Source organism: Rhizobacter sp. Root1221 (assembly GCF_001425785.1).
Classification (GTDB): Bacteria; Pseudomonadota; Gammaproteobacteria; order Burkholderiales; family Burkholderiaceae_C; genus Rhizobacter.
Map to the genome: position 1 here is coordinate 165871 of NZ_LMDI01000067.1, position 20571 is coordinate 186441.

Annotated in this window: 21 protein-coding genes; 7 read left to right on the forward strand and 14 right to left on the reverse strand. The window is 68.4% G+C overall.

Annotation, left to right across the window (positions count from 1 at the left end; genetic code table 11):
* The first annotated feature begins 4 nt into the window (after positions 1-4).
* Positions 5-268, forward strand: coding sequence for a hypothetical protein (locus ASC87_RS32305; protein ID WP_056670921.1), 264 nt, complete (start codon positions 5-7; stop codon positions 266-268).
* Positions 269-320: 52 nt separating this feature from the next.
* Positions 321-452, forward strand: a complete 132-nt coding sequence (locus ASC87_RS33555; RefSeq protein WP_255359255.1) for a hypothetical protein — start codon at positions 321-323, stop codon at positions 450-452.
* A gap of 90 nt (positions 453-542) precedes the next feature.
* On the opposite strand, the gene ASC87_RS27965 is transcribed toward ASC87_RS33555, so the two are convergent.
* From ASC87_RS27965 to ASC87_RS27990, 6 genes are all read right to left on the reverse strand, one after another.
* Positions 543-1202, reverse strand: a complete 660-nt coding sequence (locus ASC87_RS27965) for an energy transducer TonB (RefSeq protein WP_157604423.1) — start codon at positions 1200-1202, stop codon at positions 543-545.
* Between the two features lie 13 nt (positions 1203-1215).
* Positions 1216-2166, reverse strand: a complete 951-nt coding sequence (locus ASC87_RS27970; RefSeq protein WP_056670927.1) for a glycogen-binding domain-containing protein — start codon at positions 2164-2166, stop codon at positions 1216-1218.
* A 154-nt stretch (positions 2167-2320) separates the two neighbouring features.
* Complete coding sequence (locus ASC87_RS27975; protein ID WP_082569018.1) at positions 2321-3283, reverse strand: glycosyl hydrolase 53 family protein; 963 nt, start codon at positions 3281-3283, stop codon at positions 2321-2323.
* A gap of 93 nt (positions 3284-3376) precedes the next feature.
* Positions 3377-5287, reverse strand: coding sequence for a glycosyl hydrolase 53 family protein (locus tag ASC87_RS27980; RefSeq protein WP_162255222.1), 1911 nt, complete (start codon positions 5285-5287; stop codon positions 3377-3379).
* 111 nt (positions 5288-5398) lie between these two features.
* Positions 5399-6658 carry a carbohydrate porin gene (locus ASC87_RS27985; RefSeq protein ID WP_056670936.1) on the reverse strand — a complete coding sequence of 420 codons (1260 nt, stop codon included), beginning with the start codon at positions 6656-6658 and terminating at the stop codon, positions 5399-5401.
* 429 nt (positions 6659-7087) lie between these two features.
* Positions 7088-7954 carry an MBL fold metallo-hydrolase gene (locus ASC87_RS27990; RefSeq protein WP_056670939.1) on the reverse strand — a complete coding sequence of 289 codons (867 nt, stop codon included), beginning with the start codon at positions 7952-7954 and terminating at the stop codon, positions 7088-7090.
* An 81-nt stretch (positions 7955-8035) separates the two neighbouring features.
* Here ASC87_RS27990 and ASC87_RS27995 point away from each other — a divergent pair, with 81 nt between their 5' ends.
* Genes ASC87_RS27995 through ASC87_RS28005 form a run of 3 tightly spaced genes read left to right on the forward strand, consistent with a single transcriptional unit; the run spans position 8036 to position 9236 of the window.
* Positions 8036-8362 (forward strand): metalloregulator ArsR/SmtB family transcription factor, encoded by a 327-nt coding sequence (locus ASC87_RS27995; RefSeq protein WP_056670943.1) that lies wholly within the window; start codon positions 8036-8038, stop codon positions 8360-8362.
* On the forward strand, positions 8359-8793 hold the full coding sequence (locus ASC87_RS28000; protein WP_056670946.1) for a YeeE/YedE family protein: 435 nt from the start codon (positions 8359-8361) through the stop codon (positions 8791-8793). The genes ASC87_RS27995 and ASC87_RS28000 overlap by 4 nt, the downstream gene beginning before the upstream one ends.
* Positions 8794-8804: 11 nt before the next feature.
* Positions 8805-9236, forward strand: coding sequence for a YeeE/YedE family protein (locus ASC87_RS28005; protein ID WP_056670949.1), 432 nt, complete (start codon positions 8805-8807; stop codon positions 9234-9236).
* A gap of 16 nt (positions 9237-9252) precedes the next feature.
* Here ASC87_RS28005 and ASC87_RS28010 read toward each other — a convergent pair whose 3' ends face one another.
* The 8 genes from ASC87_RS28010 to ASC87_RS28045 form a co-directional block, all read right to left on the reverse strand.
* Positions 9253-9678, reverse strand: a complete 426-nt coding sequence (locus ASC87_RS28010; protein ID WP_056670952.1) for a universal stress protein — start codon at positions 9676-9678, stop codon at positions 9253-9255.
* Positions 9679-9840: 162 nt separating this feature from the next.
* Positions 9841-10227, reverse strand: a complete 387-nt coding sequence (locus tag ASC87_RS28015) for a response regulator (RefSeq protein ID WP_056670955.1) — start codon at positions 10225-10227, stop codon at positions 9841-9843.
* Entirely contained in the window at positions 10220-13084 is a 2865-nt protein-coding gene (locus tag ASC87_RS28020; protein WP_056670958.1) for a PAS domain-containing protein, read from the reverse strand. Before ASC87_RS28020 ends, ASC87_RS28015 begins: the two co-directional genes overlap by 8 nt.
* Before the next feature lie 153 nt (positions 13085-13237).
* Positions 13238-13849 (reverse strand): adenylyl-sulfate kinase, encoded by a 612-nt coding sequence (gene cysC, locus ASC87_RS28025; protein ID WP_056670961.1) that lies wholly within the window; start codon positions 13847-13849, stop codon positions 13238-13240.
* Between the two features lie 5 nt (positions 13850-13854).
* Complete coding sequence (locus ASC87_RS28030; protein ID WP_056670964.1) at positions 13855-15825, reverse strand: response regulator; 1971 nt, start codon at positions 15823-15825, stop codon at positions 13855-13857.
* Positions 15822-16277 (reverse strand): response regulator, encoded by a 456-nt coding sequence (locus ASC87_RS28035; protein WP_056670967.1) that lies wholly within the window; start codon positions 16275-16277, stop codon positions 15822-15824. Before ASC87_RS28035 ends, ASC87_RS28030 begins: the two co-directional genes overlap by 4 nt.
* The gene (locus ASC87_RS28040; protein ID WP_056670970.1) at positions 16270-17721 is read right to left on the reverse strand and encodes an ATP-binding protein; all 1452 of its coding nucleotides are present in this window, start codon (positions 17719-17721) and stop codon (positions 16270-16272) included. Before ASC87_RS28040 ends, ASC87_RS28035 begins: the two co-directional genes overlap by 8 nt.
* A gap of 8 nt (positions 17722-17729) precedes the next feature.
* Complete coding sequence (locus ASC87_RS28045) at positions 17730-18788, reverse strand: ABC transporter substrate-binding protein (RefSeq protein WP_056670973.1); 1059 nt, start codon at positions 18786-18788, stop codon at positions 17730-17732.
* A 283-nt stretch (positions 18789-19071) separates the two neighbouring features.
* Here ASC87_RS28045 and ASC87_RS28050 point away from each other — a divergent pair, with 283 nt between their 5' ends.
* Positions 19072-19902, forward strand: a complete 831-nt coding sequence (locus tag ASC87_RS28050) for a sulfotransferase (protein WP_082569021.1) — start codon at positions 19072-19074, stop codon at positions 19900-19902.
* Positions 19893-20570 (forward strand): SUMF1/EgtB/PvdO family nonheme iron enzyme, encoded by a 678-nt coding sequence (locus ASC87_RS28055; protein ID WP_056670978.1) that lies wholly within the window; start codon positions 19893-19895, stop codon positions 20568-20570. The genes ASC87_RS28050 and ASC87_RS28055 overlap by 10 nt, the downstream gene beginning before the upstream one ends.
* Position 20571 lies beyond the last annotated feature (1 nt).

Genomic DNA, 20571 nt, shown 5'->3' on the forward strand with positions numbered 1-20571 from the left:
CCCCATGCGGAAGCTCTTCGCCCTGGTGATCATCGTGTTCCATCTGCTGCAGTCTGCGGCGGCGTGGGCCACGCCCATCAGCGACTGCTGCCTGGACCCTTGCCCGGGCCCGGCCCAGTGCGCCACGCCCGGCTGCGCGGCGTGCCCCGCCCTGCCCGGCCTCGTGGGCGCCATCCGCGAGCCCACTCCAGATGCCACCGCGGCATTCGGGCACCACAGCGTGATGCCCCCGAGCCACCACGCCAGCATCTGGCGGCCGCCGGATTGAACGCGGGTCACCCACGAACCGCTTTTCTTGTTCAATCCATCAGGAATCAACCATGACTTCCAGACTTGCCAAACTGGCCCTGGCGACCGGCGCGCTGGCCGTGTCCGGCGCCGCGTTCGCGGCCTCCACCTGCTGCGGCGACTTCGCCGCGTGCTGCCTGGAGATGCTCGCCTGCTGCTTCTGAGCGGGCGATAAGCCCGTCAAGGCCCGTGAAGGCCCGAGGGGGCCGGCGCTTCACCGCGCCGGCCCCCTCGTCCTTTCGGCCGTGGCCGTGTCACTTCCCGAGGTCGAACCCGAAGTCCACCTGCGCACCGCGCGGCTTGTCGATCGGCACGAAACGCCAGCGCTTCATCGCGGCCACCGCCGCATCACCGAGCCGCGGGTCGGAGGCACTGGCCACACTCACCTGGCGCGGCCTGCCATCGGTGCCTACCTCGAATCGCACGGTCACGCGGCCTTCACGCAGCTTGCCCGTCAACGCGGCGTCCCACGCGGGCTCGGCCTGTTCGATGGGCACGAGTTCGGGCACGGGCGGTGCGGGCTTCAGCGCCACGGGCACCACCGCGTCCACCGCGGCAGCGGACGCGGCCGGCACCACGACCGCCGGCGCGGCCTCTTCCCGGCGGGGCAGCGTCGCGGCCGCCGAAGCAACGGGCGCGGGCGCGGGCGCGGGCACTGGCGCGCTGGCGGCGGGCACAGGTGGCCGCACCGGCACCCGGCGCTCGCGGGCCGCCGGCTTGGGTGCGGCAGCCGCCGGTGCAGGTGCGTGGCTGGCGCCCGCCGGCTTGTCCGCATGGAACTTGATCCAGCGCAGCGGCGACTCGGCCTCGCGCCTCGCGCGGGTCAGGTCCACCGGCCGCTCCTCGGCCGCAGCGCCGCCAATGGCGGTGAACGCGGCCAGCGCACCGGTCACGAAGATTTGAACCATTCTCATCGCCGGTTCCCCGTCAGCGTGCGGGTTCGACATGCAGGCGCGTCCACGACGTGTCTTCGAAGAACTCGAAGTCGTCGAGGTTGCCCCATCGTTCGGCCGGCGCCTTCACGTAGACACCGACGGTGCACTCGCCGCGGGTCACACGGATGCCCTTGACCGTGTAGGCCTTCCACTTCTGCCAGCCGTTGTTCAGCATCGGGACGGACATCTGCTGCGCGGTGTCTGAACAACCGCGCGCGACGAGCCGGAGCGCCGTCTCGCCACCGCCCCCCGCCGACCACGCACGGAAGCTGTAGACACCGGGCGCGAGCCCCGTGAAGCGCTTGAGCACCAGCACCTGGAACGGCTTGTTCCACACGTACTTCAGCGAATGCTCACCACCGCGTGCGTTGGGCTTGGATTTTTCCACCCACACGGCACCGGTGTCTCCGCGCACGGTCCAGCCGGACAGTTCACCGCGTTCGAAGCCCGGGTCGTCGAGCAGCTGCCGCTTGTCGGCGCCGGGCGGGACCACCGTGGCAGCCACCTCGGCGGGCTGGGCCGACACCAGTCCTTCGGGCAACAGGTCCCCGGGCACATCTTCTCCCGGCGTGCCGGCGAAGTAGAGGGGCACCACGACCTGCCCGTTCGTGCCCCCGCGGCCATCCTCCAGCGTGTCGGGGGCCTCCGGGTCCAGCACCCACAGCTGGCTGGTGCCCACGACAAACTTGTACTGCAACACGTCGCTGCGTTTCACGCCGCGCAGCACATACGTCCACACGCCCTCGCCGTTCATCTCCATGGGCGCGGCCTTCGGCGACCAGCGGTTGAAGCTGCCGGCCACGGCCACCATGCCGGCCTTCGGGTCACGGTACTGGAATTCGACCTCCACGTCTGCCCCGGTCCCCCGCACGACGACCCCGGCCTGCGTGGCCTCGAGCGGTGCGAGCAGCAGCAGCAGCAGGGTCCACCATGGTTTCTTCATTTTCACTCTCCCTCCGTGTCTCCAGGCCGGGCGCCCCGATGCCCGCCTGACGTGTTCGTTTTTGTGATTCATGTCGCCCAGGAAACGCCGGGCCGCCCCAAGTTCCTTGACCCGCACGGGGGGCGGGTCGGGCGCGGCCCGGCGCTGGGGTCTCTCAATACGGATCGAGCGCGGCCGTGAATTGCCCGGAGTTGTTCAACGCGCCCATCGTGTAGCCCTGCCACCCCGGGTAGGCCTGGGGCTCCCAGTAGAAGACACCGAGCCCGTTGCTGCCCCGCGCCTTCACCTTGGTGATCAGGTCGGCAAGCATGAGCTTCGCGGTTGCGGCCTGCTGCCAGTCCATGCCGACTTCGCTCACGATCACGGGCCGGCCATGGCGGGACACCATGTCGGCCATGTTGGTGCCGATCTTGGTGTTGTCGCTGGACCACGTGCTGGCGCCCGGGTAGTGCGACATGCCGGTCACGTCCCACTTCGCACCGGCGGACTTCGCGTTGTCGAAGAACCAGCGGAAGAGCCCGTTGTCGTGGCCGTTCGCGAGGTGCAGCACCACCTTCGCGTTCGGGTACACGGCCTTGGTGGCGTCGTAGCCGCTGTTGATGAACCCGCTCAACTGGGTGAAGTTGGACGTGCTGCCTTCGGGCAGCAGCATGCCGCTGTTGATCTCGTTGCCCACCTGCACCCACTCCACGTTGATGCCGTTGGACTTGAGGTAGGACAGGATGCCGTAGGTGTGCTCGTAGACGTCCGTGCGGAGCTGCGCCACCGAGTGGCCGGCCCACGCCGCGGGCTTCGCCTGGTGCGCGGGGTCGGCCCAGGTGTCGCTGTAGTGGAAGTCGATCATGATGCGCTGCCCCTGTGCGGCCGCACGCTTGGCCTTGTACAAGGTGTCGCTTCCGTCGTTCCACCCATTGGCCGGGTTGACCCACACCCGCAAGCGGATCGCGTTGGCTCCCTTGGCCTTGAGCAACGCGAACGGGTCATGCCGAAGGGCATCGTCGCCGTAGAACGCATAGCCCGCCGCCTCCTGCTGGCTGACCCAACTGACGTCCGCGCCCTTGGCGAACGACTGCGCCTGCGCGCACAGGGGAACGGCGAGCACCAATGCCGAGAGCATGTGCGCTGCTCGGCGAATCATCTTCAATCCATCCACGGTGAATCTCCTGAAAGGTGATGCCGGCGGCCATCGGACGGTGCCGCCGTTGGGGGGTCAAGGCGTGCCGTCCTCTCGCAGAAACTCGATGTCATCCACGTTGCCCCACGTGCCGGCGGGTGCGTCCACGAGCACCCCCACCGTGCACTGGCCCGACGCGGGGACCTGGATGCCGCGCACCGTGGCCTGCTTCCACTTCTGCCACCCGGTGTTGACCATCGGGGCGGTCTTTTCCGCCGCATTGCCGCACTCGCGCGCGAACAGCATGGTGCTCTTTTCGCCCCCGCCGCCGGACGACCAGGCCTTGAGGGTGTACTGGCCCTCCTTCAGGCCGCTGAAGGTGCGCTTCACCTCGAAACGGAACGCACTGCCGAGCCAGTAGTGCAGCGACTGGAGGCCGCTGTGGGCGTTGCCGGGGTTGCGCTCGTTGCTCGCGGCAGCGCTGTCGCCGGTGATCGTCCACTCCTTGAGCCCGCCCTGTTCGAAGCCGGGGTCGTCGATGAGGTTGCGGCGCGGCACCACGTGAACATCTGCCACGAGCTGGAGCGGCCGCCCCATCGCCTCGCCCTTCAGCTGGAAGCGGCCGGGTTGCCGGAGGTTCGCCGGATCCACGTCGTCCCATTGCACATACACGGTGCGCATCGCGTCATCGCTGAACGGCAGCCGCAGCGACTCCGGCGGAGTCCAGGACTGCCCGGCGAAGGCCGTCAGCCGGATGGGGTCGGCCTGCAGCACCTGGGGAACATCGGCCGGGGTACCGGCTTCACGCACCCGCTTGAACACCGCCAGCGACGGCAGCGCACGCCCGTCGAAGTCGAACATGGCCTGGTTCTCCCAGCCATTGCCCTCCCCCGTCCGCCAGCCGGTGCGCGGCATCGGCACCCAGTCCGGTTCCCAGTAGAAGACGCCGATGCCACGCCCGCCCGGCACCTTGGCTACGGCATCGATCACGTCGCGGGTCATGCTCGCCTGCCCTTGCACGGTCGCCTTGTAGCCCACGCTCTTTTGCATGTCGGTGTTGAACAAGTTGGGCCAGCCGTCGTTGTCCAGCGTGGTGTACGCGTAGGCGGTCTCGACCACGGCCACATCCTTGCCGTAGCGGAAGGCGATGTCGTCCATGTTGGCCTGCAGATCCTCCACGGGCCCGTGGTAGTAGGCGTAGTACGACAGGCCGATCACGTCGTAGTCCACCTCGTTTTTCTGGAAGAGGTCGAAGACCCGCCGGTACAACTCGTTGTTGCCGCCATCGGCCAGGTGGACCACCACCTTCAACGCCTGCGGCGTGCCCCGTTGCGGGTCGGCGTCGCGCACGGCGCGGATGCCTTGTTTCATCAACGCCACGAATCCGGCGTCCCCGCCGATCTTCGCGTCGGGTTTGTCGACCCAGGTCTGGCCGTCGGGCCACAGCATGCCGCCGTTCAGTTCGTTGCCCACCTGGACCATCGCGGGCATCACGTCCGCCTTCTTCATCGCGTTCATCACCTGCAAGGTGTAGGTGTAGACGGCCTGCTCGAGCGCCTCGCCGTGCAGGTCACGCCAGGCGGCGGGCTTGGGCTGCTTGCCCGGGTCCACCCAGAAGTCGCTGTAGTGGAAGTCCAGCAGCACCTTGAGCCCGGCGGCCTTGGCGCGCTTGGCAAGCCGGATCGTGGTGGCCAGGTCGTTGTTGCCTCCCCCCACGGGTTCCCCGCGCCGGGAGATGATGCGGCCGCCCTCGATGACGTCGCTGTCGTTCACCGGCGTGTGCCACAAGCGCAGGCGGATCCAGTTGATCCCGTTGTCGCGCACGATGGCGATGGCGTCACCGCGGGCCCCGCTGGCGTCCTGGAACTTGGCGTTCTGGCGCTCCAGCTGGTCGAGCATCGACATGTCGGCGCCCATGATGAAGTCCGGCGCGAGGTCGGCAACGGGTTGCACGGTGACGGGTTTGGCCGGCGCCCCCGCAGCCGCGGGCCCAAGCAGAAAAGCCATGCACAGCATGGCGGTGAAACGATGAGGTAGACGCATGGCGAGGCTCCGGCGGGTCGGTTCGGGCAGCGGGCCCGGTCGGGCCCGCTGCGTTCAGGGGGTTACGCCGTCAGCTCACCACCACACTTCGGCTTGCACGCCGTAGCGGTTGGCGCTCGTGCGGTCGGTGGGCAGGCCGTTGCCGGCATCGGCGGCGGCCTGGTTCCAATTGGCACGCGTGTAGTACAGGCGCAGCTCGGGCCGGTCGAAGAAGCCGCGGCCGGTGCTCAGCGCCGGGGCGATCGTGAACTTCGTCAGGCGTTGCGATTGCGCCTCGCCCGGCTTCTTGACCGACACACCCAGCTCACCCAGCAGCTTCAGGTTGGTCGTGAACGAGTACGCCACGCGGCCACCCAACGAGGCCGACTTGGTGTTGAACTGGTTGTTGTCGTCGTTCTGGAAATGGCCCACCACCTGGCCACCGAAATTGCCCATTTGCCAGTTGAAGGCATCGGCAATGCGGTAGCTCCGCACGGCACGGTGTTCTTCGAGCCACGCCGAGCCGGCCGCGGTCGGGTCGCTGTCGATCCAGTCGTTGCCGCTGCCGGTGAAGGCATTGCCAAAGCCGCCGTTCAGGCCCGAAGCGCCACGGGCGAACTGCAGCCACAACGAGTTGCCGCCCCCGAGACCGAAGAGGTTGTGCTGGTGGTGCTGCACCGTGAGCGACGCGCCGCTGCGGGCGTTGAGCTCATTGCCGTCCTTGTCGAGCGTCTCTTCGCTGCTGACGAAACCGGTGAGAACCCGCAGCCAGCCGCCCGGGTTCACGTTGCTCGTGCTGAACTCGACGTTGACACGCGATGCGGTGCCCCAGCCCGCAAAGCCCGGATCGCGCCGGAAGTACGCCACGCCCAGCTTGCCGATGCCCACATCGATGTTGTCCGCGCCGCCGCCGGTGCCGTCGAGCTGGGTGTACTTGGTGTCGGTGATGTGCACGTCCGACCGCCCGTAGTAGCGCTTGCCCGCCCAGAAATTGACTTGCGGCGCGAAGTCGAAACCGCTGCCTTCGACGAAGGCCTGGCCAAGGCTGCCCGAACCAGTGCCTTCCTGGTTCTGGCCGGAGTACGTGGGCATGATGTTGCCGCTGACCTGGAGGCCACCGATCTTCATCGTGTTCTTCAGGTTCATCTCGAGGTAGGTGTCGCACTCGTTGCCGAGCCGGTACTTCAGGCCTGCGCCATCGAGCCCGTAGCAGGCGGCGGGGTTGTTCTTGACGCCGGCGCCGGTGCCGGCGCGGAAGTAGCCGTCGGTGCTGAACTGGGCGTGTGCGGCCCCGGCCGCGAACAGGGTGAGCGCGGCCACCGCGAGTGCGGTCGGCTGGAAGGCAAAACGGTGCATGGTTGGACTCCTAGGTGTGACTCGGCGACCGGGAGACGCTTGAAACGGCCCGGCTTCACTTGTTCGATTAATCGCTTAACTCTTTGGGCGCATGAACCCGGCAATGCGGACGGAAAGATCGGGTGGGATCAGGCCGTGGTCGAACTGGCGGGGTCATGGGTGCCGGCCACAGCACCCGCTGAATTTGGGTTCAGCGCCGGGCCAGGCCTCCGCCAGGCCACCGCGGGGTCTGCGGTGCGTGGTTCGGATCTGTTTGGGCAATTAAGTTAATCGCTTAATCCAGTGAACGAAGTTTCGATGGCGCCTGGGGGTCATCGCAATAGGGCTATCCCTAGCCGTGTGCCAATGCACAACGGTTCGGCGAGCACTGTTCAACGAATGGGGCGCGCCGCTTCGCCGGTGCCGTACCGCTCGACGAGCGGACGGCGATCAGAGCGCGTTCAACGGAATGCGCAGGTACGAGATGCCGTTGTCGTCCGCGGGCGGCAGGTGCCCCGCCCTCACATTCACCTGGATGGCCGGGAGGATGAGGGTGGGCATGCCCAGCGTGGCGTCGCGTGCGGTGCGCATGGCGACGAAGGTGTCCTCGTCGATGCCGTCGTGCACATGGATGTTCCGGGCGCGTTGTTCGGCCACGGTGGTTTCCCAGCGCGTGTCGCGTCCGTCGGGCGCGTAGTCGTGGCACACGAAGACACGCGTGGCCGGCGGCAGGTCCAGCAGGCGGCGCATCGACCGGTACAGCGCGCGGGCGTCGCCGCCGGGGAAGTCGGCGCGTGCGCTGCCCAGGTCGGGCATGAACAGCGTGTCGCCCACGAAGACGGCGTCGCCCACGCGGTAGGCCATGTCGGCAGGCGTGTGGCCGGGCACGAGCAGGGCCTGTGCATCAAGGTCACCGATGCGGAAGGTTTCGCCGTCCGCGAACAGGTGGTCGAACTGGCTGCCGTCGGGCAGGAAAGCCCGCTCGAGGTTGAACAGCCGCTTGAAGGTGGCCTGCACTTCGCGGATGTGTTCGCCGATCGCCACGCGTCCACCCACCCGTTGCTGGAGGTAGCGGGCCGCAGACAGGTGGTCGGCGTGCGCGTGGGTCTCGAGGATCCAATCGACCGACAGTGCATGCCCCGCCAGATGGGCCAGCACCTCGTCTGCCGCGGCGGTGCCGGTGCGGCCCGACTTCACGTCGAAATCGAGCACCGGGTCGATGACCGCGGCACGCCGCGTGGCGTTGTCGCTCACCACGTAGGTGATGGTTGAACTCTGGCCGTGGACAAAGGCCTGGATGGTGGCGGCTGACGACATCGTTCCCTCGCGGATTCAATCTATTGATTAACAATATATCTATTGGTATATTGATGTCAAGCCTACCAACCCCCCTTTGACATGAACACCGCCAGCACCTCCATCGATCCCCAGCGGTTGCGTGCCGCGGCGGGCCAGGCCGTGGCCACCCTCAAGCTGCTCGCCAACGAGGACCGGCTGCTGTTGTTGTGCCAGTTGGCCGAGGGCGAGTTGTCCGTCGGCGACCTGGAGGCGCGCCTCGGCATCCGCCAGCCCACGCTGTCCCAGCAGCTGGGCGTGTTGCGCACCGAGGGCATGGTCCTCACCCGCCGCGACGGCAAGCGCATCTTCTACCGCGTGGCGGATCCCCAGGTGCTCGAAGTGCTGGCCGTGTTGTACCGCTTGTACTGCCCCAAGGACGCACCATGACCATCGACTGGCACAGCTTCACCCCGTGGGCCTCGCTGGGCGGTGGCCTGCTCATCGGCCTGGCGGCGTCCGCGCTCTTCTTGCTGACCGGACGCATCGCCGGCATCAGCGGCATCGTGAGCGGGCTGCTGCGGCCCACCCGCGGGGACGCGGCCTGGCGCGTCGCGTTCGTTGCCGGTCTGATGGCGGCGCCGGCGGCCTACTGGGTGGTCCCGGCCCTCCACCGCCCTCGCCTCGACATCGGCGCAGGCGCGTTGATCGCCGCCGGCCTTCTCGTGGGTTTCGGTGCACGCCTCGGTTCGGGCTGCACCAGCGGCCACGGCGTGTGCGGGTTGTCGCGCCTGTCGCCGCGTTCGCTCGCCGCCACGCTGGTGTTCATGTCGGCAGGCTTCGCCACCGTGTTCGTGGTGCGCCACCTGGTCGGCGCGTGAGGCGGTCAGCCATGTCTTTCGCCTCGTTCCTCGCTGGCCTGGTGTTCGGGCTCGGCCTCCTTGTCTCCGGCATGGCCGACCCGGTCAAGGTCACCGGCTTCCTCGACCTGGCCGGCGCGTGGGACCCCTCGCTGGCCTTCGTGATGGCCGGTGCCATCGCGGTGGGGCTCGCCGGTTTTGCCGTGGCCCGGCGGCGCGCCGTGTCGCTCCTCGGGGCCCGCATGCAGCTGCCCGCTGCACGCCAGGTCGATCGCCGCCTCGTCGCGGGCAGCCTGCTGTTCGGTGTGGGCTGGGGCATCGCGGGCATCTGCCCTGGCCCGGGTCTCGTGCTGCTCGGCATCGGGCACGTCGAAGGCGCAGTGTTCGTGGCCGCCATGCTCGCAGGCATGGCGGTCTTCGAGGTCATCGAACGCCGCCGCAAACGCAGCGCCAGCGCCAGCTGATGCCGGCGGGATTCGATCACTTCACCAGCAGGACCGGAACGTCGACGTGGTGCAGCACGCGCTGCGCTACCGAGCCCAGGAAGAGCCCGGCGATCGCGGTGCGTCCGTGCGTGGACATGGCGATGTGATCCACGTCGCGGGCGTGCGCGACACGCGCGATCTCGGTCGCGGGGTGGCCGGATGCCCTCTCGAGGGTGACACGCTCCAAACCCGCTCGGCGGGCGTGGCGCTCTGCCACCTCCAGGACCTGGTCCTGCACCGACTCGATGCGCGCTTCGACCGACTCGTCATCGAACGGCGGAAAGTCGCCGAAGTGCGCGGGACGCTCCCGCACGTTCAGCAACAGGATCTCCACCGAAGCCGGCGCCCCGGGCCAACGTGCCACTGCGTCGATCGCACGCAACGCGCGATCAGACCCGTCGACGGCAATCAAGACTTTCATGGCTTGCTCCTGGTCAGTGGATGGGTGCGTCCGCTCCCGCAAGGAAGCGCCGGACGTGTTCCCACGTGTTCCCAGTCTCTGCGCTTCAGCGCGCCTCGCCTTGCGCCGGGTCAACACCCGATACGGCACCATGGGGGCCGGCGTCAGCACAAGCGGGCGCCCTCACCGGGTCACGTCCAACAGGCTTCTCGCAGACGCGTCGTCCAGCGGCTTGACGAGGTAGGCCCGAACCGACGCATGGGCCAGGGCCCGCGCGCGGTCGGCCGGATCGGGCGAACTCGTCAGCATCACGACCGGCGGGGCGTCCGGCCACTGCGTGCGCAACCCCTCCCAGGCCGCAAGGAACGCGAAACCGTCCATCTCGGGCATGTTGATGTCCAGCAGGATCAGCGACACCCGCGGTTTCGTCCGGTCCGCCAGATGGTCCAGCGCGCACCGGGCAGTGTCGAAGGTCAGTACCTCGCCAGCGATGCCCCGCGCGCGGAGCACGATTTCCGTGAACAGCAGGTCCGCATCGTTGTCGTCCACCAGCATCACGCGCTCATGCATGGTTCTCTCCTCCTGTTCGGGCCGGCCGCAGCGTGACGGTGACCCGTGTCCACGCACCAAGCCGGGAAAACACCTGGATCTCACCGCCCATCGCGGTCACGATCCGGTGGCAGGTGGCCAGGCCCAGCCCGGTGCCGTCATAGGCCTGCCGCCGGTTCAACCGCCGGAACGGTTCGAACACCCGCGGCAGATCGTCCTCGGCGATGCCGATGCCTTCATCGGCCACCGTCACCGCCACACGCTCGCCAGTCACCTGCGCAGACACCTTGACGTTCGGCGGTTCGCCCGGCCGGGTGAACTTCAAGCCATTCGACAACAGGTTGCGGAACACGATTTCGAGCAGCGGCCCGTGGCCCAGCACCGTCGGCAGCGGGCCGATCGTGATGGCGGCGTGGCCCTGGCCCGCCAATAGGGCAGCCTGCGCGGCCATCAGCGGCCCGAGCGCGACCGGTTCGTCTTCCGGCACGGGCTCGTTGGCCAGTTGCACGTAGCGGAACAGGTCGTCGAGCATGTTCCTCAGCCGCCTCGCACCAAGGCCGATGAACCCGAAATAGCGGTCGACCGGTGGGGGCAGCACATCCGGATGAGACGACTCGACCAGCCCCACGAACTGCGAGATGGTGTTCAGCGGTTCGCGCAGGTCGTGGGAGGTGATGCGCACGAAGTGCTGGAGCGATTCGTTGGTGCGCTGCAGCCGGTGGACCGTCTCGACGAGGTCGTCCACGTCGTGGGCCGTGAACACCATCGCATCGACCCGCCCCTCCTCGGAGCGAACCGGCTGGTACGTGACATCGAACGCCCGGGGGCGCTCGCCTTCGCGCGCATGGGTGGTGCGCAGCGAGATCGTCTCGCCGGCAAACACCCGATCCAGCTTGGACCGGACGATGCTGTCGCAGAAGTCCGGGCCGTAGAGCCGCTCCAGCGGCAGCCCTTCGGCCCCACCGGGTGCGAGACCCCAGTGGTCCTCGAACGCCCGGTTCGCGACGAGGATGATGCCCGCACCGTCGAGCACGACGGTCACGTCACTGCTCACCGCGGTCATCGCCGCCAGGTTGCGGCGCTGCACCGACAGCAGGCGTTCGAGTTCGACGCGTTCGGTGAGGTCGTGGGTGAGGCTGTAGAACCCTTCCACATGGCCGTCGGTGCTGAACTTGGGCACGAGCCGCGACTCGCTGTGCCGCTCGCGGCCGTCCACCTGGAATGCATCCGTGTGGCTGGCGGGGTGGCCCGACAGGGCCATCGCAACGGCCGCCGCGCGGGACTGGTAGGCGTCGCCGAACACGTCCGCCAGCGAGCGTCCGGCCAGCGCTTCGGGTGGTTGCCCGACCATGCGGGCGAACGTGGCGTTGACGAACTGCAGGCGCTCGTTCCGGTCCACGTAGACGATGCTCGCGGGCACGTTGTCGGCCACCTCGCGCACGCGCTGCTCGCTGAGCTGCGCCCGGTCGAGGTTCTGCCGGGCCTCGGCGGTGAGCTGAAGCCGTTCCGTCACGTCGCGGGACGAGCAATAGATCAGGTCCTCCCCGTCGATGCGCAAGGTGTTGCTGGTGACCTCGACGTCGATCAGCGAACCGTCCGCACGGCGGTGGCGGGTCTTGAAGTCGTTCCGGCCCATCGTGTCGGCACACCAGTGGACCGCCTGGGCCGGTGTCAGGGTGGCCTCCCAATCGCCGACGGATCGCCCCAGCAGCGCCTCGCGATCGTATCCGAGCATGGTGGCGAACGAGTCGCTGAGGTCCACGAGCCGGCCCGACCGGTCGAGCACGTGGATGCCGTCGCTCGCCGTGCGCAGCAGCGCCTTGTTGCGCCGCGCGGCGAGGTGCAACTGGGCGATGCCCTCGGTTTCCCGCTGCCACGCCTGCACCAGCAGCCACGACGCCCCGGCCAGCACCGCCATGACCGCGGCGGCCAGCCCGCTCACCACCTTCACCTGCGCCCGCCACGGCGCCATGAATTCTTCCACGCCGAGCCCGGCGATCACATACAGCCGGCCGTTGGCCACGGGCAGGTACACGTTGATGCGGTCCACCTGGTCGAACGGCGTGCGCGCGTTGAACATGCCCCCCTCCGGGCTGGCGGCGACGGCCGCGCGGAGCCGGGGCGAGGCCTCGCCCCGGCCGGCGGCCATCTCGGTATCGGGTCCACCCGCCCCCCCGGAGCGGGTGATCAACCCAAGGTCGGCGGTGCGCAGCGAGACGACCCCCTCGCGGCCGAGGTTGAGCCCGGAGAGCGCCTCGCTGAGGCGGTGGGTGGGCAGCGAGAGGTAGACGATCCCGTCGAACGACCCGTCGGCGGCACGCAGCCGCCGGGCGAACGCCACCACCCAGCGTTGGCTGGTGCGGCCGAACACCGGATCGGAGATCACCAGATCCGGGGACGGGTTGTCACGCGCCCGGATGAAGTACTCGCGGTCGCTCAAGTCCACCGCACGCCCGCCCGTCATGCCCACCCCCTGGCGCACGATGCCGAGGGCATCGGTGGCCTGCAGCACCTGCAGTTCCGGCAGCAGCCCGTAGCGGGACATCAGGATCCGCTGCACGGCGTCGGTGCTGGCGCCCCCGCGCCGGGCCTGGTCGATGTCGATCGCGACGGTTCGCAGCAGCAGGTCGACCCGTTCGACCTGTGCGCCGATGGCTTGCTGCATCGCCCCGGCGAGGTTGCGCACCGCGACGGCAGCGCGGTCCTCGTGCGCGCCGTGGCTGCTCCACAACGCGGTGCCGGCCAGTGCCGCCATGACCACCGAGGCCGCCACGTTGCCGGTGACCAGCCAGCGGACGACCGCAGGCCGCCTCCGATCAGATCGGTCCGTGACATCGCTGGCCGAATCACTGGCCAGGGTCGATGTGGTGTCGGTCATGCGCGGTCCCGTACTGCTTGTGCCGAGGGGATCCCGTCGGCTTGGCGCTCCCCCGATTCTGGAACGTTCCACGAACGCCGGGTGTGCGGCATTCCCTCGGCTTGCGCCCGGGACACAATTGGACTAAAAGCCCCTCCCGGGGTGTGGGGTGCCTCAGTGGGCGGTTTCGAGGTGGAAGTAGCCGTGCAGGCGCATCGTGTCGAGCAGCAGGGCCGCCGCCTGGCTGGCGGTGCAGCGGGTGGTGTCGATGTGCAGGTCGGGCCGCTGGGGGGCCTCGTAGCGGGAGTCGACGCCGGTGAAGCCGGGGATCTCGCCGCGCCGGACCCGCGCGTACAGGCCCTTGGGGTCGCGGGCCTCGCACACGGGGAGTGGTGCGTCCACGAACACCTCCAGGAAGTCTCCCGGCTGGAAGCGCGACCGGGCCGCGCGCCGCTCTTCGCGGAACGGGGAGATCATCGCGCTCACCACCAGCAGACCGGCGTTCACCATCAGGTGGGCCACCTCGGTGGCGCGCCGCATGTTCTCGATGCGGTCGGCATCGCTGAAGCCGAGGTCGCTGCACAGGCCGCACCGCAGGTCGTCCCCGTCGATCACGCAGGTGCGCAGGCCGAGGGCGTGGAGCTGGCGCTCGACGAGGCAGGCCAGCGTCGACTTGCCGGCGCCCGACAGGCCCGTCATGTAGACAACACCACCGCGGTGCCCGTTCAAGCGCTCGCGCTGGGGCCGCGTGACGCGGGCAACGGGGGGGGGGGCGGTGCGGTCCATCGGGGTCAGCGCGGCGTGGTCGCGCGTTGCGCCAGGATGCGGCCCACGAGGCGGGTCAGGTCCTGGAAGGTGTTCTGTTTCTCGAGCAGGCTGTGAACCCCGGCCAGGCGGGCTTCGTCGCGCAGTTCGTCGGTGATGAAGCCGGAGCTGATGACCACCGGAAGGTCGGGGCAGATGCGCGCCATCTCGTGCGCCACGTCGAGCCCCGAGAACTCGGGCATGTTGAAGTCGGTCACGACGAAGTCGAACTCGCCGGGGTGGTCGCGCACGGCCACCATGGCGGCCTGGGGATCCTGGTAGCCGGTCACGCGGTAGCCGCACCGCTCGAGCAGCCGCTCCACCATCACCACCATCGTCTCGTCGTCGTCCACGTACAGCACGTGTTCGCCATGCCCCCTGATCTGCCCGGCGGCGGCGGGGTCATCCGAGGCGCCGCCCGGCAACGGCGGCGGGTCAACCACCGGGAAGTAGAGGTGGAACGTGCTGCCTTGCCCGAGGGCGCTATCCACTGCGATGGCACCATGGTGCGCGGCCAGGATGCCATGCACCACCGACAGGCCGAGGCCGGTGCCCTGCCCCACCGGCTTGGTGGTGAAGAACGGTTCGAAGATGCGGGCGCGCGTGGCCGCATCCATGCCCATCCCGGTGTCGCGCACCCAGACGTGGGCGTAGGGGCCGGGCGGCGCCCCGCCGAGGCGCTGCGACAGGCTGAGGTCAAGGGTGACGGCATCCAGGCCCACGCTGATGCGCCCGGCGCCGTCCTTCAGCGCGTGCCAGGCATTCGTGCACAGGTTCATCAGCACCTGCTGCAACTGGGTGGCATCGGCCAGCACGTGCAGCGGCGCGTCGGTGAGTTCGATGTCGAAGTCGATACCGGCCGGCAGCGTGGCCCGCAGCAGTTGGTGGGTTTCCTCCACCACCGGCCGCAGCGGCTGTGTCACCAGCTCCTGCGGCTCGCGCCGGCTGAAGGTCAGGATCTGCTGCACGAGGTTGCGCGCGCGCAGGCTGGCCTTGTGGATCTCCCCGAGGCTCGTGGAGGCCGGGTGGCCGTCACCCACTTCCTGCTGGGCCAGTGCCACGTTGCCGAGGATGGCCCCCAGGATGTTGTTGAAGTCGTGCGCGATGCCCCCGGCCAGCGTGCCGATGGATTCCATCTTCTGCACGTCGCGCAGCTGTGCCTCGAACCGGCGCAGGTCGGACTCGGCCGCCTTGCGGTCCGTGATGTCCGTCATGGCCACCCGCACGAGCGGCGCGGCGCCCGGGGCGGTCACCCGCGTGCAGTCGACCTGCACGTGCAACGGGGTGCCTTTCTGGCCGCGCAAGGCCAGTTCGAGGCGCTGCCGCGTGCCATGGTGCAACGTGTGCACGAAGTGCTCGTACCACCGGTCGGTGTCGGCCGAGTGCACGAACTGGACGAACCGCACGCGTGCCAGGTGGTCCCGCTTCGTGCCCAGCATCTCGGCGCCGGTGAGGTTGACCTGCTCGATGAGGCCCTCGGGCGACAAGGTCAGGTACCCCACCGGTGCGAACTCGTAGAGGTCCACGTAGCGGTCGCGCGAGAGTTCCAGCTCGACCTGCCCCTTGCGGTGGGCCGCGCGGATCAGCGCCTGGTTCAGCTCGCGTTCGAGCACCGGGGCCAGCCGCGCGAGGTTCTGCTTCATCACGTAGTCGCTGGCGCCGGCCTTCATGGCGGCCACCGCGATTTCCTCGCCGATGGTGCCCGACACGAAGATGAACGGGATGTCGAGGTGTGCCTCCCGGAACACCGCCAGCGCCTCCAGCCCGCTGAACCGCGGCAGCCGGAAGTCCGACAGCACGGCATCCCAGCGCTCTTCGGCAAACGCCTCACGCAAGGTATCCCCGCTCTGCACACGCCGCCACGTCGGGTCGAACCCGCCGAGGCGAAGCATGCGCATCGCCAGCTTGGCATCGTCCTCGTCGTCTTCGACGATGAGGACTTTGACGGCCTTGTTCACGGTGACGGCCTTTCCGGCGGGGTCTGGTTCATCATCAGCCAATAAATGCCGAGCACCTTCACGGCCTCGAGGAACTCGGTGAAGTCCACCGGTTTGCGCACGTAGCTGTTCGCCCCCAGCGAGTAACCCGAGATCAGGTCCTGCTCCTGCTTGGACGACGTGAGGATCACCACCGGCAGCAGCTGTGTGCGTTCGTCGGCCCGGATGGCCTTCAGCACGCCAAGCCCGTCGAGCTTCGGCAGCTTCAGGTCGAGGATGACCAGCGCCGGCAGCGGCTCGGACTCGCGGTCGGCATGGGGCCCTCGCGCAAAGAGGAAGTCCAGGGCCTCGATGCCATCCCGGGCCACGGCGATCGGATTCATCACGTGGCTGCGCTTGAACGCACGCAGCGTGAGCATCGAATCGTCCTGGTTGTCTTCGACGAGCAGGATGACCTTGTTGGAGTCACTCATGTACCGTTTCCTTGATGCTGAAGAAAAAAGTGGCGCCGCGGTCGGGCTCCGCATGAACCCACGTGCGCCCCTCGTGCCGGCGCACGATGCGCTGGACGATCGCGAGCCCGATGCCGGTGCCCGGGAACTCGGTTTCGTGGTGCAGCCGCTGGAAGGCGCCGAACAGGCGGTCGGCGTAGGCCATGTCGAATCCCACGCCGTTGTCGCCCACGAACCAGGCCTTTTCGCCGTCCTGGTCGACCGTGCCCACGCGGATCACCGGCTCGGCTGTCTTGCTGGTGAACTTCCACGCGTTTTCGAGCAGGTTCTGCATGGCGATCTGGATCAGGGCCTTGTCGGCCTGCACGGTGAGGTTGTCCTCGATGGCCCATTGCACGCGGCGATCGGGCTGCTGCTGTTCGAGCGACTCGGCGATCTCGCGCGCCAACTCGCTCAGGTTGACGACCTTCACCCGCAGCTCGGCTCGCGTCACGCGGGACAGCCCGAGCAACTCGTCGATGAGCCGGCCCATGCGCTGGCTGGCCGCGCGGATGCGGTTCAGCGAATCCTTGCCCTCGTCGTCGAGCCGGTCGCCATAGTCTTCGAGCAGGGCTTGGGAGAACCCGTCCATGCTGCGCAGCGGCCCGCGCAAGTCGTGCGAGACGGAGTAGCTGAAGGCCTCGATTTCCTGGTTCAGCGCCGCCAGCTCGTGGTTGCTGCGCTCGATCTGCGCGAACGAGGTGCGCAACGAATGGGTCATCGCATCGAAGTTGCGCGACATCTCGCCCACCTCGTCGCGGGTGCCGATGTCGAGCTGGTAGTTCCAGTTGCCACCGGCCACCTCGCGGGTGGCCTGCTCGAGGCGCGCGATGGGCACGAGCACGTTGCGGTTGATGAGCCAGGCAGCGCCCGCGGTGGCGAGCGCGATGAGCGCGAGGCCTCCGCCGATCACCCACACCACCCGCTGCTGCGCGGCGTTGATGCGTTCGGTGGCGAAATCGGTCAGGCGGAACGTGTCGGCCACGTTTTCCTGCTGCAGCATCAGGAGCCGGTTCGTGAGCTGGTCCTCGTAACGCCGGATGGCAAGCGCGTCACCGTCATAGCTTTCCGATTGGTCGGACGTCACGAGTTCCTCGAACAGGCGGTGTGACGCGGCGTTGCGCTGGCGCAGGTCGAGCAGGATGCGGTGCTGCTCCGCGTCCTGGAACGGGTTCTGTGCGAGCAGATTCGTCAGCCGGGCCGTGGCCGTCTTCTCCTGCTGGCGGGCTCGGTCCTGCCGGTGGAGGATGTACTCGTAGGTCACGAGACGCAGCCCGGTCAGGCTGCGTGCGAGTTCCATCGTCTGGCGCCGCTGGCCGTGGGCATCGACGACCTCGGCGTTGGCCCACCAGATCATCGTGGCGATCAGGCTGATCGACACGAGCGCCGTGGTCGTCGCGAGCCAGCCTTTGGTGCTGATATTCATGCCTGGCCTTATCGGACGACGGTCACGCGGTCGGGAAGCAGGGCCACCAGCGCGTCGAGGTGCAGCCGCGGCAGGAAGTTCGGCACAGGTCCGGGCACGGCGTATCCCCGGGCCATGGCCCAGCGGGCCTCGTCCTCTAGCGTGACGAGCTGCGATTGGCGCAAATCAACGCGGATGTCCAGTCCGTTCCACACCGGGATCAATGTCTCCTGGGGCAGTTTCAGTTGCGCCGCCACCAGCGACAAGGCCAGTGCGGGATCGTCGCGCACGAGCGCCTCGGCCTTCAGCAACGCGCGCAGCAGCTTCTGGATGGCGGCAGGTTGTGCCTTGAGGAACTCGCTGCGCCCCACGACCACGTGCGTGACGGTGTAGGCGTCCCCTTCCAGGAACGTGATGGCCTGTGACCCTAGCGCTGCCTCCGCCGCGGACTTGACGGGCTCCCAGGTGGCAACGGCATCCACGCCGCCAGTGGCCAGCTCGTGCGCGAGGCGAGTGGGAAGCACGTCCACCCACGTGATGGCGCCGGGCGCCAGCCGATGCCGGATCAGGAAGGCCCAGAGGAAGTACTCGCCGCTCGTGCCGAGGGTCACGCCCACCCGCTTGCCGGCCAGGTCGCGAGCGCTCAGGATGCCCCGGTCACGCCGGCCCACCACCGCCATCTCATTGGAGGCATTGACCACCGTGGCCGCGATGCCGAGTTCGTCGCCCTTGAGCACCGAGATGACAAAGGGCACTTCGGCCGCAGTGGCGAGATCTGCTTTGCCGAGCGCGAGTTGGTCGAGGGCCGCCTTGCCGTGGCTCACCCGCGACATGACGACGTCGAGGCCCTCGCGCGCGAAGTAGCCTTGTGCGGCAGCGACGTGCAGCAGTGCTGCATGCGGGGTGGCCGACACCGCGATGCGCAGCGTTTCGCGCGGCGCGCTGCGCCGGGTGTCGGTGCTGAATTCGAACCAGAGGAAGGCCCCAAGCCCAAGCACCAGCACGACGGAGAGCACCCAGATCAGGGTGCGCCGGAAGCCCCCGGTCCCGGGTGTGCCGGGCCCTGCGCCCTGGGTGTCGCTGGCCATGTTTCCCCCTTTGCGCGTGACGAGCACGTGCTGGGAAGAGTGATGCGGGCCGGGGGCCACGCTCGAGCCTCGAAATGGGCGGCTTCTGAAGGGGCGACGGCACCACGCCACCGGCCCCACAGGCCCTCTTCAGCACGAGCGAAGGTTACGGGTCCCACCGACGGTTCGCAAGCTGTAAGTTGTGACAGCTGCCCATGGCGGCGTGGGAGGTAAAGCCTCGCAGTTGATCCGAACCGCGGCACTCACTACGCTACTGGACCCAGCAGGCGAAGGGGAGCAATCGATGAGCACCAGAACCGGCCGCCCATGCGCGCCGTATTTCGTCATGGCCCACCACCGGTCGGGCTCGAATTTCCTCAACGACTTGCTGCAGGCCCATCCGCTGGTCGAGTGCATCAACGAACCGCTGTCGATGCACACCGACTTCTTCCGGCACTGCGACCTCGATCGCTGGACCCGCGACGACTTCGATCCCGAGCGGCTCCACCCGTCCCTCGCGCCTCATCCGTTGTTGCGCGCCTACCTGCAAGACTTCCGCACCTACCTGCTGCAGTCCAGCCCGCAACGTGTGACCGGGTTCAAGGAGACGGTGCTGTTCGGCAAGCTCGACTGGCTCAAGTTGTTCCTGCCGCCGCTGAAGGTGTTGCTGCTGAAGCGGGACCCGCGCGCCGTTGTCGCATCGGTGCTGCGCTCCAACCTGCTGTCGTTCTGGAACTACGCCCACCTGGTGCCGCCGGTGTTCAAGTCACTGCACCCGGGCTACGCGTCGCGGCACGATCCGGCGGACCCGGACGTGCGCGCCGCCGAGATCGTGGCCATGAGCGTGGCGGTGCGTGACGACATGGCCCGCCGTTCGATCGGCCAGTTCGAGCACATGGCCGTGGACCTGACCGACCTGATGGACGACCCGGCCCGCGCGCTCGACGCCATCGCCGAGTTCCTCGGTGTCGAGCCGGATCCGCGCCAGCTCGCGTTCGTCGCGCGGCGCCAGGCCGAGACGCGCGGAGGCACGTTTTCGTCATTCCGGTCGCGCGATGACGTGGAACACAGTTGGCGGCGCCACCTCGGCGCGGACCAGGTGTGTGCCGTGCGGGACGTGCTGCAATGCGCCTGATCGACCCCGACGTCCAGGCCTACGTCGACAGCGCAGTGCCGTTCTGCGTGAAGCCGCTGCGCGGCGGCCGCGAGCGCCCCATCCGCGTGGCCCGCACACTGCTCACCTGCAGCCTCGCCGCCGCGGTGCTCAACGAGATGGGCGCGATGCCGGAGACCGAATCGGCCTACGTGTTCGTCAACGTGCACAACCCCGCCCGCACCCTTCATTGCACTGGCGTCATGCACCGGTGGGCGTGCCGCCCCGACCGTGCATCGCACCCGGCCTGGGGCATCAACTGGGCCGGCGCCGCACTCATCTGCCGCTTCCTCGGCGCGCGCCTGCCGCGGGCCGACGAGTGGGTGGCCTTCGCGTCGAACAACGACCCGCGGCGCGTGTACCCCTGGGGCAACGATCCCCCGTCCGACGCGCTCGCGAACTTCGGCGAACACGTGGGAAGCACCACGCCCGTGGGCCACTTCCCGGCCTCCGACCTCGGACTCTGCGACCTCGCGGGCAACCTCGACGAATGGTGCGGCGACACCGACACACGCAACCCGTTCGAACGGGTGGTCAAGGGTGGCGCCTGGAGCAAGGACGCCCACCACCTCGCCATCGCGTCGCACCGGAGCAAGTGGGCGCGCCTCGGCACCACCACGATCGGCCTCCGCCCGGTCTGGGACGACTGAC